Raw genomic sequence first — 14,391 nt, 5'->3', positions numbered from 1 at the left:
AATCATGAGGAAGAGTCAAGGTGTCTGAGGCTACACTCGTTCTGAATAATGTCCATGTCGCCTACGGGCACAAGCATAATGTTCATCACGTGCTGAACGGTTTTTCCATGGAAGTTGCCGCTGGTGAATTAGCCTGTCTGCTGGGCGCATCAGGATGCGGTAAAACGACGGCTTTACGCGCGATTGCGGGTTTTGAGCACCTGACTCAGGGGACGATTCACGTCGGCGGACGCTGTGTGGCAGGTCCAGACGTGCATCTGCCGCCGGAACAGCGCAACGTCGGGATGGTGTTTCAGGACTACGCATTGTTTCCCCATCTGACCGCCGCGCAGAATATTGCCTTTGGCCTGAGAAAACAGCCGAAAGATCTTCAGCAGTCGCGCGTCCGCGCCATGCTTGAGTTGGTCGATCTTGTCTCGCTGGCACAACGCTACCCGCATGAGATGTCCGGCGGACAACAGCAGCGTATTGCACTCGCGCGGGCGCTGGCCCCGCAACCTGCCGTGCTGCTGCTCGACGAACCCCTATCCAGCCTCGATCCCGACAGCCGCAAACGGCTGGGACAGGAAGTGCGCGACATCCTGCGCGACGCCGGACAAACCGCGCTCCTCGTCACGCACAGCGAACAAGAAGCCGAACTGATGGCCAGCCACATTGGCTATTTGAAAGCAGGTAAACTCGATAATATTTCGGTGAACCGAGACGTCTGATTCAGTGGTTCACCCCTGACAACATGGGAAATAATAAGTATGATTAAATCCTATCGGTAAGTTCAAGGGGTAGGTATGAGAACAACACAGCAGATGAGTATAACGTTACCGAATGAAATGGCTGCACAGGTGAAAGCTCGAGTTGCCAGCGGTGAATACGCGTCAGAAAGTGAAGTTATTCGGGAAGGACTTCGAGCGTTGATTGCACGCGATAATGCAGTAGAAAATTGGCTGCAGGAACAAGTTGTTCCTGCTTGGAACGCGCTGCAACGCGGTGAAACAGAAAGCCTCAACAGTAGCGACATTAGGAACAGATTAAAAGCCGAGTTCAGGAAGATGACCGGAGAAGAGTAATGGATTACAGGGTAGTATTCGCACCGGAAGCGGAGGAACAACTCGCAACACTATACCGCTACATCGCGAGGGTTTCGTCACCCAAAACAGCTCTCAGCTACACCGAAAGCATTGTCAGTTACTGTGAATCACTTGAGTTATTTCCTGAAAGAGGAAACCAGCGCAACGATATTTTGCCTGGACTGCGCGTCACTAATCACAGCAAACGAACACTCATTGCTTTTATGGTGGAAAAAGAGAAAAAAACGGTAACGGTTCTGGGCATTTGGCATGGCGGACAGGATTATGAAAGCGACCTGCTGTCAGATGAAACTGATTAACAGTTTCGGGTTAGCTAGCTAACTTCCCCAAGTACATTATGGCAGTAGCCTACAGGTTACCCATAAGCCACTGCCCATTCTTACGTTCGTTTGCCTGTATCGCTACGCGTTGCCCTGCCTATGCTTATCCGCATACTCGGGGCTGTTGATCCACTGATGATCGGCTTCCCAGGTGAAACGCCACTGGCGCGTCGGGCCGGCCATCACATTCAGATAGTAGCTGTCATAGCCTGCAATAGTAGCGACCGGGTGATAGCCGCGCGGCACCTGCACCACGTCCCTATTGTAGACAGCCATACATTCATCTAATGAACGGTCATCGGTATAGACACGTTGCAGGCAGAATCCCTGTTCTGGGTTCAAACGGTGGTAGTAGGTTTCTTCCAGATAGGTTTCCTGCGGCGGACTATCGACATCGTGCTTGTGGCTAGGATAAGAACTGGTGCAGCCTTCAGCGGTGTAGACTTCGACCACCAGCAGGCTGTCGGCCGCTTTGTCCTCCGGCAAAATATTATGCACATAGCGCTGGTTATTGCCGACGCCACGTTGCTCGGCGTCAATATCCTGTGGCGCAATCAGTCGGGTCGGATGCGTGCCGAACCCCGGAGCGGCGCAAACTGCCAGTTCCAGCGCCGTGTGCGCCGTCACCGTAATCGTCTCACCCGGCGTGACATAAACCGCATAGGGTTTTCTGCGCTCAAACGGGCTCATTCTGTCGCCAATCTGCTCGAAGCACTCACCCGGCGTGACAACCGTTGCTTTGCCGCTGACTAGCACCAGACAGCGTTCGTTATCGCTGGCGGGCAGCGATAGCACCTGTTCCGGTGCCAATTGATATACCTCGAACCCCACGTATCGCCAGCCCGCCGTTTCCGGCGTGATGTGCTGTATACGCCCGTGTTCGTCAGGGGTGCGATGGCGTGATAACAGTCGGGACATCTTTTGCCTCCTTATCTCCCCCTACTTCAAGCTGCCTGCTCGTTGGTCTGCTGGCAGCGTGAAGATGCGGGGATATCACCACGAATCAGATCAAATCCGCCTGCTGGGCGAAACGCTGCAAGTTATTGTAGCCTAGCGTCGCGTACGTCAACGGATGCGCAACGGCCGGATCCTGTTCTGCTTCGACCACCAGCCATCCGCTGTAGTTATGAGCCTTCAGGATGCTGAATACCGCCGGATAATCGACGCAACCATCGCCCGGTACGGTAAAGACGCCGCTCAGCACCGCGTCCAGGAAGCTGGTCTTACGGTTTTTCACGTCTTTCAGCACATCTGGACGAATGTCTTTACAGTGAACGTGATTGATGCGGTTAATCCAGCGCTTCGCCACTGCAACCGGATCGGCACCCGCAAACGTCAGGTGTCCAGTATCCAGCAACAGCCCGAGTTCCGGCCCGGTATGTTCCATCAGATTATCCACGTCCTGCGCACTTTCAATCACCGTGCCCATATGGTGATGATAGGCAATCTGCACGCCCTGACTTTGCGTGTAGCGCGCAAACTCGGTCAGCTTTTTGCCGTATTCTGGCCAGCGTTCTTCGGGAAAACGCGGACGCAAATGAACAGGTTTCTGTTGGTCGCCGTGAATCGCGCCCGTGACTTCGGCAAACACTAGCACCGTCGCGCCGAGGTCGCGCAGCAACGCCAGATGCCCCTGCACCGCTTCAATCTCTTCTTCTACTGAACGAGTAAGCAGTTCGCCGGAATACCAGCCGGAGACTAAGCGCAGATCGTGCGCTTGCAGGATCGGCCCCAGCACGCTGGCCTGACGCGGGAATTTATTACCTAATTCAAAACCGGCGAAACCCGCCTGCCGCCCTTCGCTCAGACAGGTTTCCAGCGGGGTGTCCGCGCCCAGAGAAGGCAGATCGTCATTGGTCCAGGTGAGTGGATTAATACCAAGTTGAACAGTCATGTTATGTCCCTTATTCAAATATATATGCTCGTCATACTTCAAGTTGCATGTGCGTTGGCTACGTTCAGTCACCCGAATCACTTACCTGAGTAAGCTCATCGGGATTCCTTCGCTTGCCGCCTTCCTGAAACTCGAATTATTTAGAGCACAGAAATGGGTTAGCCGCGCTGACGCCAGACGGCGATCAGTTGCAGGTAGTTATGCTTAACTTGCTCAATCAATTCGGCGTCGTCGATCTCGTTACGCAGCCATTTTTGCGCTGGCTGGGCAAACAGGGTACGACCAACGGCAAAACCTTTCACAATCGGGAAACCCACGGCGGCGCTGAAACCCTGTTGCAACGTTTCCAGAGGCGCATCCAGCCCCAGAATCACCACGCCCCGACAGTAAGGATCGCGCTGCGCCAGCAGCGGCGTAAGCTGTTGCCCAGCCTTCGGAGGACAGCGGCGGCAGTTTCCACCAGTCAGGCCGTACGCCGAGGTTGTAGAAGCGTTGAATCGCGCGCAGATAAAGCGCATCGCTGTGCGGCATTCCCGCAGGCAGAATGACTTCGAGCAGCAGTTCATGGCCGGACTGGCGACAGGCCTGATAGACCTCCATCACCTTCATTTCCTGCTCGCGCCGCAGCGCGTGGGCATCTTCCGGGTGGAAGAACACCAGACATTTCACGACGTGCTCTAGCGGCCAGCTCACCAACTGTGAGCCAATATTGCCGCGCTCCATCATTAACGGGCGCGATCCCGGCAGCTCAATCGGTCGGCCGATCCACCAGCCTTTTCCGGTGATGTCATTCAGCGCATCCTGTCCGAACGTGCCGTCGCACAGCAGACCCGCTTTACCGTCCAACCCTGCCTGCTGTGCCGCGTCATAGCTGGCACGCAGAATCAGCTTTTTCAGTGCCGGAATACGGCTGATTTCTGTGCCGCAGTTCAGCGCCATGTCTTCCAACTGGCTGCGGTGATCGAACGCGATCACACACAGCTCATGCCACTGTTTACGACGCGTCGTAACACGATGCAGATGGTTAAGTTCTTCGTCCAAATCGGGACGCGGGACACTTGCCGCGCGGGCTAAATAGTTATCCAGTTCGATCTTACTTGGCATCGCGGGCGCACAGCCGTGGCGTGACACCACCAGCGCGCCGCAGGCATTGGCGTACGCACAGGCTTTTTCCCAGCCTTCGCCGTTGAGGTAGCCGCGCAGCAGGCCGGACATAAATGCATCGCCTGCCCCCAGCACGTTCAGCACATCCACGCGCACGCCTTTGATCGTGATGCCTTTATCCAGATGGTTAGGAATCGCGTCGCTAAACACCGAGCAGCCCAGCGCCCCGCGTTTGCACACCAGCTCCGCCTGCGTGTGCTGCCGCACCGTGCGCAGCGCCTGCAAGGTATCCGTGCTGCCACCCGCAATGTGGAATTCCTCCTCGGTGCCGACAATCACGTCGAACAGCGACAGCACCTGCTGCAACTGCTCCGTGACCGCCTGCGCTTCAACAAAACGGGTTTCGCCATCGCCCAGCGATGTCAGCCCCCACAGCACCGGACGGTAGTCGATATCCAACGCCGTTTTCACCCCGTTGCGTCGCGCATATTGCAGCGCCGTTAGCACCGCTTCACGCGTGTTAGGGTGAGAGAGATGCGTGCCGGTAATCGCCAGGCAGCGCGACGACGCGATGTAATCCTCGGTGAAATCCTCCGGCGAGATCGCCATATCGGCGCAGTTATCGCGGTAGAAAATCAGCGGAAAGGTATCGCGATCTTTGATGCCCAACAGCACCAGCGCCGTCAGACGTTCCTTATCGGTAATCAAATGGCTGGTATCGCAGCCGACCTGATTCAGCTCTTCACGCAGGAAGCGCCCCATATGCTCGTCGCCCACCCGCGCCAGCATAGAAGAACGTAGTCCCTGTCGCGCCGTGCCATAAGCTACGTTGCCGGACGACCCGCCCAGATACTTGGCAAAGCTGCCCATATCTTCCAGACGCGCGCCGATTTGCTGCCCGTACAGATCGACAGCAACGCGCCCCATGCAAATCACATCAAACGTCTTTTCCTTATTCATAGCGGCCAATCCTGTAAAAAATCCTGCAAAAAAGAAGAAATCACGTCAGCTGGCTGATTAGCCCACCTCATGCACGTTCACCCAACGCGCCGTTTCGTGTGACTGCACGATCGCATCCAGAACTCGCGAGACTTTCCAGCCCTCTTCGAAATCTGGCCACATCGGGACATCAGCCGCAATACCGTCGATCAGATCGCGCACCTCTACCGTTTTCTGATCGTTAAAGCCAATACCGTGTCCGGCGCTGGCGCAGAAGGCTGCATAGTCAGGATGCTGCGGCCCAGTCAGCAGCGTTTTGAATCCCTGCCGGTTCTCCGGTTCGTCATGCCGATAGAGCTTCAGCTCTGCCATGCGTTCCTGCGTGAAACTCAGCGTACCTTTCGTTCCGGTCACCACGTAGGTCAGCCCCATTTTGCGGCCGCAGGCGATACGCGAGGTTTCAATCACGCCGCGTGCACCGTTGGCAAACCGCACCATTGCATGCGCCTGATCTTCATTCTCCACCTGCACGAATTCGCTGCTGCCCGGTGCTGTCGGGCGCTGCGTAATCACCGTTTGCAGGTCACCGCAGACGCTGGCGATATCACCCACCAGATACTGCGCCATGTTGACGATATGCGCCGCCAGATCCCCCAACGCGCCCAGCCCAGCCGTTTCTTTGAAACAGTGCCAGTCGGCCGGTTTGTTCGGATCGGCCAGATAATCTTCGTTATGCGTGCCGTAAAAATGCACCACGTCGCCAATCTCGCCGCTGGCGATAATCTCTCTGGCCAGCTGTGAGGTCGGGTTCTTCATGTAGTTGAAGCCCACCAGCGTTTTCACACCCGCCCGCTGCGCGGCGTCGACCATTTCTCGGGCATCACGCGCGTTCAGCGCTAGCGGTTTTTCTGAGTAAACGTGCTTACCGTGCTGGATAGCCGCCATCGTCATCGTCTTATGCAGAAAGTTCGGCGCACAGATATCCACCACGTCAATGTCTGGATCCGCCACCAGCGTACGCCAGTCTCCCGTTGAGCGCAGGAAGCCAAACTCCTGCGCCTTTCGGGCTGCCAGCTCCGGTGACACTTCTGCCAGCATCGCCTTCACCAGATTGCCTTTCAGCGGGAAGACCGTCGGCGCCTGCGCGTAGGCGATGGCATGCGCACGACCGATATAGCCGGTGCCGATTAACCCAATGCGTACATCCTTCATATCCACCTCGGTGCGAAAAGAGAGTCGGTACGGGTGCGGCTTAGATAGCGCCGCGACGGCTCTTGGCGTAGGTATCAAACGCCACGGCCAGCACGATAATTAACCCGGTGATAATCTGCTGGTAGTAGGCCGATACGTTCATCAACACCAGTCCGTTAATCAGGATCCCCATGATGATCGAGCCGATAATCGTGCCGCTGATCCGGCCGTAGCCGCCCATCAGCGAGGTACCACCGATGACCACTGAGGCGATGACGCGCAGTTCGAAGGTGATCCCCGCGACCGCTTCTGCGCTACCGAGACGGGCGCTGAGAATGAAGCCCGCCAGCCCGGCCAGACAGCCAATCACGACGTAGACGCTGACCAGTACACGCTGCACGTTCACCCCAGCCAGCCGTGCAGCTTCGGTGTTGCCGCCGATGGCGTACACGAAGCGACCCCAGCGGGTTTTATGCAGCGCCAGATAACCCAGTAAGGCGACCAGCGCGAAAATCCAGATCGGCACCGAAATACCCAGGATCTCGCCTCGTCCCCACCAGCGATAGCCGGGGTCAAAGCCAGCAATCGGCGCGCCGTCGTTCATTACCAGCGTTAATCCACGCCAGATCGTCATCCCGCCCAGCGTGACGATGAACGGCGGCAGACGCAGCTTGGTGACACCCAACCCATGCAGGAAACCAATGAAGGTGCCCATCGCCAGACAGACGCCTAACGCGACCAGCCAGCTTAAGCCGTACCAGGCATCAGGATCGACGGTGGTGAAGTTGTCGCCTTTAATAACCGAGGCGGCGGTGATGGCGCACACCGCCAGAATCGAGCCGACGGACAGGTCGATCCCCGCAGTCAGAATAACGAACGTCATCCCCACGGCCATGATGCCGTAGATGGACACTTCGGTCAGGATGTTGGTGATGTTGCGCTCGGACAGAAAATTGCTGTTCTGCGACTGAAAGAAGATCAGCAGCAGAATCATGAAAATAAACACGCCAAAGCGTTCAAAAAAGGCAATCGGATCAAAACGTCCACGCGGATTGGACGGCGTAATGCTCTTAGAAAGCGGCTGCTGGGACATGCGTCACCTCCGTTATGCTGCGTGTAATACGTCGTGGCAAATGGCCATCATCGTCATCAGTTTTTCTTCTGTGGCGTCATCGCCATGAATTTCCCCGCTAATCCGCCCTTCGCTGAGCGTGATAATGCGGTCGGAAATCGCCATGATTTCCGGCAGGTCGGAGGAAATCACAATCACGGCGACGCCCCGTTTCGCCATATCGAACAGCACCTGATGCACCTCGGACTTGGTGCCAACATCGATGCCGCGCGTGGGCTCATCCACTATCAATACCTTGGGATTCAGTGCCATACAGCGGGCAAGAATCACCTTTTGCTGGTTACCGCCCGACAGCTTGCGCACTTCCTGCTCGCTGTTCACCATCTTGATATGCAGCGCCTGACGGTAGGCCTCAATCAGGTCGTCCTCCTTACGGGGGTCGACAAACCAGCGCCAGCGCATCAGCGACGAGAGGTTGGAAAGCGAGATGTTTTCCCTGATCGACAACCCCAGCACCGCGCCCTCTTTCTTGCGGTCTTCCGGCACCAGCGTGATGCCTTGCGACAGCGCATGCAGCGGCGTGGAGGGATAATAGGGTTCGTCATCCAGCACAAATTCACCGGTAGAGAATGCGTCTGCACCGAACAGGCAGCGCGCGATTTCCGTACGTCCCGCGCCCACCAGCCCGGCAATACCGAGCACTTCGCCCGCATGCACCTGGAAGTTGATGTCCTTCAGCGCGATGCCGTGCGCATCCAGCGGCGGTTTTTCCCGACTTAAGCCCTTTACGGCCAGCCGTACTGGCTTATCCTGATGATGCGTTTCCGATGGCGGACGGCGGTTGAACACCACATCACGGCCGACCATCAGGCGAATAATTTCCTGCACATTCGTGCTGGCAACATCGCCGGAACCGGTGTAGCGGCCATCCTGAAATACGGTAAACCGATCGCACAGTTGGAAGACTTCGTGCAGACGGTGCGTGACATACACTACGCTCACGCCACGCCCTTTCAGCTCGCGCACCACACGGTGCAGGCTGTCGACTTCACTGTCGCTCAGCGCCGCCGACGGTTCATCCATCACAATCAGCTTGGCGTTCAGCGTCAGCGCTCTGGCAATCTCTACCATTTGCTGCTGCGCCACGCTCAAACGCGCCACCTGCGTCGTCGGCGCAATGTTCAATTTCAGATAATCCAGTACCGCTTTCGCCTCGCGATTCACCGCTAGCGCGTCCACGAATACACCTCGGCTCTGCGGCTCGCGTCCCAGGAACATGTTCTCCGCCACGCTCATATTGGGCAGCAGATTAAACTCTTGATAAATGGTGATAATCCCCCGCTTTTGGCGCTCAACGGGCGATTCGAGCGGTAACAGCGTCTCGCCGCCAAACCAGATGTCGCCGCTGGTCTGCGGCTGCGCCCCTGCCAGCGCCTTCAACAGCGTCGATTTACCCGCGCCGTTTTCTCCCAATAGCGCATGAATCTCTCCCGGCTGTACGGTCAGCTGCGCGTTGCTCAACGCCCAAACGCCGGAGAAGCTCTTTGCCAGATTGGTAATGTTCAGTAGGGGTTCCGTCATGTTTACCTTCCTCCCGCAAGGCCGCGCGGACGCGGCCTGCTGAATACCTTTATTGATTACGTAGAAAACGGCTTATTTACCCGCTTCGCCAATACGTTCAGCATCGTTCAGGTTATCTTTGGTAATCATGGTCGGTTGGTAATCTGCCCCGGTGATAGGCGCTTTACTGCGGATGTTATTGGTCAACTGCGTCAACGCGGTAGTCACCGCGTATCCCGGACGTTGATCGGCAGTCACGGCCAGCCAACCGTCGCGTACGCGAGCCAGCGCTTCCGGTACGGCGTCAAAGCCGGTTACCATCACGTCGCCGGGTTTCAGGCCTTGCCCTTGTAACGCTTCAATCGCGCCCAGCGCCATGTCGTCATTTGCAGAGAGGATCACCTGCGGGCGTTTAGGCAGCGAAGGAAAAACGCTTTCCACGATGCGCATCCCTTCGGAACGCATCCAGTTCCCCGTCTGGTCAGCGACAATGTGGTATTTGCTCCCGCCAGCTTTCAGGCTGTCGCGAATCCCCTGCGTACGCTCGATGTTAGAAGAACGACCCCGGTTGACCGGTCAGCAGAATGATCTCTGCGCCATCTGGGAATTTGGTTTTGACGTAGTCGGCAATCGCCTGACCGCCTTTATAGTTATTGGCACCAAAGTGCGGCACCGCTTTTTCGGTTTTTACCGAACGATCCAGCGTCACCACGGGCAGCTTGGCATCCTGAATATCGGTAACCGCGCTGGACACGGCGTTGACGTCATTCGGCGATACAACAAAGCCCTGTGCCCCACGCGTAATAGCATTTTCCAAGTCGGCGGCCTGCTTCGGTGAGCTACCCTGCCCATCCAGCACCTGCAAATTCACGCCCAGTTCTTTGGCGGCTTTAACGGCGGTGCGCTGCATATGTACTTCAAACGGCATAGCGAGATTCGGCGTACTGAAAACGATTTGTTCATTTTGGGCCTGAGCAAAACCAGACAGACCCAGTGCGATGGCGATTGCGGAAACGCTGATGATCTTTTTCATATGTCTTTTCTCTGCTTCTGTTATGAGTATGGGTGTAGGGTTGAAAGCAGGTAAAACGCGATGTGCCGATGCCGATACGGTTACACGGCGACCTCCTTGCCTTGAGCCAGTGATTCAAAGGCTTTATCCGCCAGGTTCAGCGCACGCTCACCGTCCAGCCCGGAGCATTCCGGCTGCGTGCGGCCATTCAGCACATCGACAAAGTGCTGCCACTCTGCCGCGTAGGCGGCGTGATAGCGTTGCAGGAAGAAGTATTCGGGTTTTGCTGCCAGACAGCCGTCGTCGGTCCACTGCTCGACCACGTTTTCACGGATGTTGCCCGCACTGAGCACGCCTTTCGCGCCATGTAATTCGAGACGCTGATCGTAGCCGTAGCCAGAGCGGCGGCTGTTGACGATGGTCGCCATCGCGCCAGAGGCGAATTTCAGCACGATAAACGCGGTATCGATGTCGCCCGCTTCACCAATCGCCGGATCGACCAGGTTGCTGCCTTGCGCAAAGACCGACACCGGCTCTTCGCCCATAATGAAGCGCGCCATATCGAAATCATGGATCGTCATGTCGCGGAACATGCCGCCGGAAACGCGGACGTACTCAGCAGGCGGCGGTGACGGATCGCGGGAGATAATCAGGAGAGATTCCGGCTTGCCGATGCGGCCTTCACCCGCCAGCGTTTTGACGCGGCGGAATTGCGGGTCGTAGCGGCGGTTGAAGCCCACAAACAACGGCACGTTCTGCTGTTTGACGACGGTCAGGCAATCGCGAACGCGAGCGATATCCAGATGTACGGGTTTTTCACAGAAAATGGCTTTGCCATGTTTGGCGGCCAGCTCAATCAGGTCGGCGTGCGTGTCGGTCGCGGAGGCAATCAGGACGGCGTGTACCGCCGGATCGTTCATGACCTCATCCACGGTTTGCACTTTGGTGTGGTAACGTTCGGCCAGCGCCGTGGCATTGGTTGGATTGGGATCGACCACCGCGTACAGGTTGGTTTCTTTGTGTGCCGCGATGTTCACTGCATGGACCTGACCGATGCGGCCCGCGCCCAGTAAAGCGATGTTAAACATAGGTGCTCCCTTGCTGCCTGAGTGGCATTTAATGCCAGACTGAAAAGTGACGGATAACGGCTAGTCGCATTCTCCCCAGCCCCATCATCACCCGCTCTTTACCGCGAATCCTGATAGATAAAATAAAACATTTATTTCAGTTTTGTATAAATTGAAAATTATGTTTTTGCGCGTCAGTTAACATTTTCATGACATCTTCGCTGTTTTCTGCAACCCCAATCACACATCGAATGAATACGTTTATGGCGGTATACCGGAATGTCAGAGGATCGGTCAGACGCTGGCGCACCGCGGGAAGGAAAATGAAACCGTGGTTTGAAAATGAAATGAATATTTCAATTCGATTCGGGAGTCTAGAGGAAGGATTAGGCAGCACTAAAGATCGCAAACTTCATCTGCACAAGCTTTCTCTTCGTCACATTTTATGCGAACGAGGAGACGGTTTCGTGCGCCACAATGCTGTTATTACATGCCACCTCGTAGCACGCGCCCGACGCAGGTCGCTCAGTCGCCGCCGCCCTGTGAACCCTGGCTTCCGGCTAAATTATGTCGCTACGCGATGCCTTTGTCGGTATCAGGCTTAACGGACCGCCTGCGACGTGCTCCCTGCACGGCGCAGGCTTTCGCGGCGTCCATGCCGCTCATCCTAAACCTGCTCTCTCCTCAGCATAATTTCTTACGCCGGATTATGCCCAACCTCACTTGCACCCCTGCGTTATTTGTAGATAAGAGACAGCGTGAAAGGGAGATCATTTAATACTGGCGGGCGCGGGAAAGCGCAGCTTTCACGCTATTGGCGGCAGACTCGATCTCTGGGTTGTCAGCAACCTGCGCCGTGCCGGTACGCCACCAGGATTCGTAGCCGTGCGTCATGGTCTTCGGTAGTACCTTGATGTCGAGCAGCACGGGCCCAGAATGCTGGCGTGATTCCGTCAGCGCCTGCCTGAGCGAGGCTTCATCATGTACCCGCCACGCCTTGCAGCCATAGCTTTCCGCATTCTTGGCGAAATCCACCGGAAAAAGCGCACCACGCAGCTGCCCCGATTCTGCATCACGGTAGCGGTTTTCCGTACAGAAGCTGCCCATTCCCTGACTCATTTGCAGGTTGTTGATACAGCCAAAGCCCGCGTTATCGAATAGCAGAACGGTGATTTTGATGCCCTCTTGCACCGCCGTTTGCAACTCGGTATGCAGCATCAAATAGGAGCCATCACCGACCATCGCGTAGACCGGCTGCTGCGGTGCCGCAAGGCGTGCACCAATCGCCGCCGCAATTTCGTATCCCATGCACGAATAGCCATATTCCAAATGATAGCTGTCCGGCGTTTTCACTTGCCACACGCGCTGTAGATCGCCCGGCAACGAGCCCGCCGCGCCCACCACAACCGCGTTGTCTTCCAGCTCTTCATTCAATATGCCCAACACACGCGTTTGCGTCAGATGGGTATTCAACATCTGGCGATATTCATCCAGCTTGTCTTCCAGACCGTCCACCACTTCCGGTACCAGCTCGCCCTTATCCTGCACGGTAAACAACCGCTGTAGCTCGCGTTCCCATTCTGCACGAGCCTGTTCAACAGCCTGCTGCCAGCCGCTGCGATACGATGCCGCCGCCAGCCGTTCAGCCAGTGCCTCCAGCCCGACACGCGCATCGGCGATCAGGGGCAGCGCATCCAGTTTTAACGCATCGAACTCGGCCACGTTGAGCAGTAAAAATTCGACGTTCGGGTTCTGAAACAGCGATTTGGAGCCAGTGGTAAAATCAGTTAAACGCGTCCCGACGCCGATAATCAGATCCGCCTCGTGCGCCAGCCGATTCGCTGCCAATCCGCCCGTCACGCCAATACCGCCACAGTTCAGCGGATGTGAGGAAACAATCGCGCCTTTGCCCGCCTGCGTTTCGCCAAACGGAATCGCAAACTGCTCGGCAAACTGCGCCAGCGCATCATGAGCGCCGGAATAACGTACACCGCCGCCGCAAATCAGCATCGGACGGCGCTTGCTCGCAATCAGCGCCGCCGCCTCATCCAGCCTTGCAGCGTCCGGCGGACGGCGTTCGAGGTGATGGACACGTTTGCGGAAAAACGATGCTGGATAATCCCAGACTTCCGCCTGCACATCCTGCGGTAAACACAGCGTTACCGCGCCGGTATCTGCCGGATCGGTCAGTACGCGCATGGCGTTAATCAGCGCGCTCATCAGCTGCTCAGGGCGATTAATGCGATCCCAGTAGCGGGAAACGGGTTTGAAGCAGTCATTGGTGCTGATCGACAGATCGTGATATTGCTCGACCTGCTGCAGAACTGGATCCGGCTGGCGGCAGGCGAAGAGATCGCCGGGTAGCAGCAGCACCGGGATGCGGTTAGCAGTGGCGGTCGCGGCAGCAGTCACCATATTTGCCGCTCCCGGCCCCACCGACGAGGTCACTGCATAGATTTTCCGCCGCTTGTGCTGTTTAGCGAATCCAACGGCAATGTGCGCCATTCCCTGTTCGTTGCACCCCTGATGCACGGTGAGACGATTCGCCTCCTGTTCCAGCGCCTGGCCGATGCCCAGCACATTGCCGTGACCAAAAATGGTCATGACGCCCTGCACAAAGGGGGATTCTTCACCGTCTACGCTGAGGTATTGCTGGTTGAGAAACCTGACCAGCGCCTGCGCCATGGTGATGCGACACGTATCCATTGATCTACTCCTACCTGTTTTATCCAGACGGCTAGCCACCGTGTTGGCCATAGAAACGATTTCTATGTCAGTCGGCATAAAGTTTCGTGCGTGTTACGCAAGTTACTTCTTTTCCACACTGCTGCACACGCCCGACACGGGGCAGCTCAATCGCCGCTGCCCCATGACCCCAGGCTTTTCCACGGGAAATTGCGTCGCTACGCGATACCTTCGGCGTGCGTGCCCGTGGCCGGGCCACCAGTGACGCGATTACTCGCCCCATAAACGGGGCTCGCCCTTCGGGCCAGCACAAGTGCTGTTCAAAAACGTCTCTGACGTTTTTGTCCGACGCGGCACTGGCTTTCGCGACATCCTTGTCGCTCACCCGACGGTCACGCTACCTCAGCGCAATTTTTTACGTGAAAGGAAAAACAATAAAAATCCGCACAACTATTTATCGTA

Annotated in this window: 10 protein-coding genes and 2 pseudogenes; 3 read left to right on the top strand and 9 right to left on the bottom strand. The window is 56.5% G+C overall.

Annotation, left to right across the window (positions count from 1 at the left end):
- Positions 1 to 20: 20 nt before the first annotated feature.
- The 3 genes from HP572_RS04530 (at position 21) to HP572_RS04520 (ending at position 1,384) form a co-directional block, all read left to right on the top strand.
- Entirely contained in the window at positions 21 to 710 is a 690-nt protein-coding gene (locus HP572_RS04530) for an ABC transporter ATP-binding protein (RefSeq protein ID WP_014914768.1), read from the top strand.
- Between the two features lie 75 nt (positions 711 to 785).
- Positions 786 to 1,064: a type II toxin-antitoxin system ParD family antitoxin gene (locus HP572_RS04525; protein WP_205552353.1), complete on the top strand. Its 279-nt coding sequence runs from the start codon at positions 786 to 788 to the stop codon at positions 1,062 to 1,064.
- Positions 1,064 to 1,384 carry a type II toxin-antitoxin system RelE/ParE family toxin gene (locus tag HP572_RS04520; RefSeq protein ID WP_240584877.1) on the top strand — a complete coding sequence of 107 codons (321 nt, stop codon included), beginning with the start codon at positions 1,064 to 1,066 and terminating at the stop codon, positions 1,382 to 1,384. Before HP572_RS04525 ends, HP572_RS04520 begins: the two co-directional genes overlap by 1 nt.
- Before the next feature lie 102 nt (positions 1,385 to 1,486).
- Here the strand turns inward: HP572_RS04520 and iolB are convergent, their stop codons facing one another.
- The 9 genes and pseudogenes from iolB to iolD all read right to left on the bottom strand — a co-directional run bounded on the left by iolB (position 1,487) and on the right by iolD (position 13,950).
- Complete coding sequence (gene iolB, locus HP572_RS04515; protein ID WP_240584876.1) at positions 1,487 to 2,323, bottom strand: 5-deoxy-glucuronate isomerase; 837 nt, start codon at positions 2,321 to 2,323, stop codon at positions 1,487 to 1,489.
- An 85-nt stretch (positions 2,324 to 2,408) separates the two neighbouring features.
- Positions 2,409 to 3,299, bottom strand: coding sequence for a myo-inosose-2 dehydratase (iolE, locus tag HP572_RS04510; RefSeq protein ID WP_240584875.1), 891 nt, complete (start codon positions 3,297 to 3,299; stop codon positions 2,409 to 2,411).
- A gap of 158 nt (positions 3,300 to 3,457) precedes the next feature.
- Positions 3,458 to 5,363, bottom strand: a pseudogene (iolC, locus tag HP572_RS04505) (5-dehydro-2-deoxygluconokinase).
- A 57-nt stretch (positions 5,364 to 5,420) separates the two neighbouring features.
- The gene (locus HP572_RS04500) at positions 5,421 to 6,554 is read right to left on the bottom strand and encodes a Gfo/Idh/MocA family protein (protein ID WP_240584874.1); all 1,134 of its coding nucleotides are present in this window, start codon (positions 6,552 to 6,554) and stop codon (positions 5,421 to 5,423) included.
- A 40-nt stretch (positions 6,555 to 6,594) separates the two neighbouring features.
- The gene (locus tag HP572_RS04495) at positions 6,595 to 7,626 is read right to left on the bottom strand and encodes an ABC transporter permease (protein ID WP_010281439.1); all 1,032 of its coding nucleotides are present in this window, start codon (positions 7,624 to 7,626) and stop codon (positions 6,595 to 6,597) included.
- 12 nt (positions 7,627 to 7,638) lie between these two features.
- Entirely contained in the window at positions 7,639 to 9,186 is a 1,548-nt protein-coding gene (locus HP572_RS04490; protein WP_240584873.1) for a sugar ABC transporter ATP-binding protein, read from the bottom strand.
- Between the two features lie 72 nt (positions 9,187 to 9,258).
- Positions 9,259 to 10,198 (bottom strand): annotated as a pseudogene (locus HP572_RS04485) (substrate-binding domain-containing protein).
- Positions 10,199 to 10,278: 80 nt separating this feature from the next.
- Positions 10,279 to 11,265, bottom strand: coding sequence for an inositol 2-dehydrogenase (gene iolG, locus HP572_RS04480; protein ID WP_014914760.1), 987 nt, complete (start codon positions 11,263 to 11,265; stop codon positions 10,279 to 10,281).
- A 753-nt stretch (positions 11,266 to 12,018) separates the two neighbouring features.
- Positions 12,019 to 13,950 (bottom strand): 3D-(3,5/4)-trihydroxycyclohexane-1,2-dione acylhydrolase (decyclizing), encoded by a 1,932-nt coding sequence (gene iolD, locus HP572_RS04475; protein ID WP_240584872.1) that lies wholly within the window; start codon positions 13,948 to 13,950, stop codon positions 12,019 to 12,021.
- Between the last annotated feature and the right edge of the window lie 441 nt (positions 13,951 to 14,391).

Source organism: Pectobacterium sp. PL64, assembly GCF_022477975.1.
Taxonomy (GTDB): domain Bacteria; phylum Pseudomonadota; class Gammaproteobacteria; order Enterobacterales; family Enterobacteriaceae; genus Pectobacterium; species Pectobacterium jejuense.
Note: the sequence above shows the minus strand (reverse complement) of the source record. Positions and strands in the feature narration are given on the sequence as shown.

Excerpts from the sequence above, each read along its gene's own strand:
- iolE (WP_240584875.1), bottom strand. The coding sequence starts at position 3,299 with ATGACTGTTCAACTTGGTATTAATCCACTCACCTGGACCAATGACGAT.
- HP572_RS04500 (WP_240584874.1), bottom strand. The coding sequence starts at position 6,554 with ATGAAGGATGTACGCATTGGGTTAATCGGCACCGGCTATATCGGTCGT.
- HP572_RS04525 (WP_205552353.1), top strand. The coding sequence starts at position 786 with ATGAGAACAACACAGCAGATGAGTATAACGTTACCGAATGAAATGGCT.
- iolG (WP_014914760.1), bottom strand. The coding sequence starts at position 11,265 with ATGTTTAACATCGCTTTACTGGGCGCGGGCCGCATCGGTCAGGTCCAT.
- HP572_RS04520 (WP_240584877.1), top strand. The coding sequence starts at position 1,064 with ATGGATTACAGGGTAGTATTCGCACCGGAAGCGGAGGAACAACTCGCA.
- iolB (WP_240584876.1), bottom strand. The coding sequence starts at position 2,323 with ATGTCCCGACTGTTATCACGCCATCGCACCCCTGACGAACACGGGCGT.
- iolD (WP_240584872.1), bottom strand. The coding sequence starts at position 13,950 with ATGGATACGTGTCGCATCACCATGGCGCAGGCGCTGGTCAGGTTTCTC.
- HP572_RS04495 (WP_010281439.1), bottom strand. The coding sequence starts at position 7,626 with ATGTCCCAGCAGCCGCTTTCTAAGAGCATTACGCCGTCCAATCCGCGT.
- HP572_RS04490 (WP_240584873.1), bottom strand. The coding sequence starts at position 9,186 with ATGACGGAACCCCTACTGAACATTACCAATCTGGCAAAGAGCTTCTCC.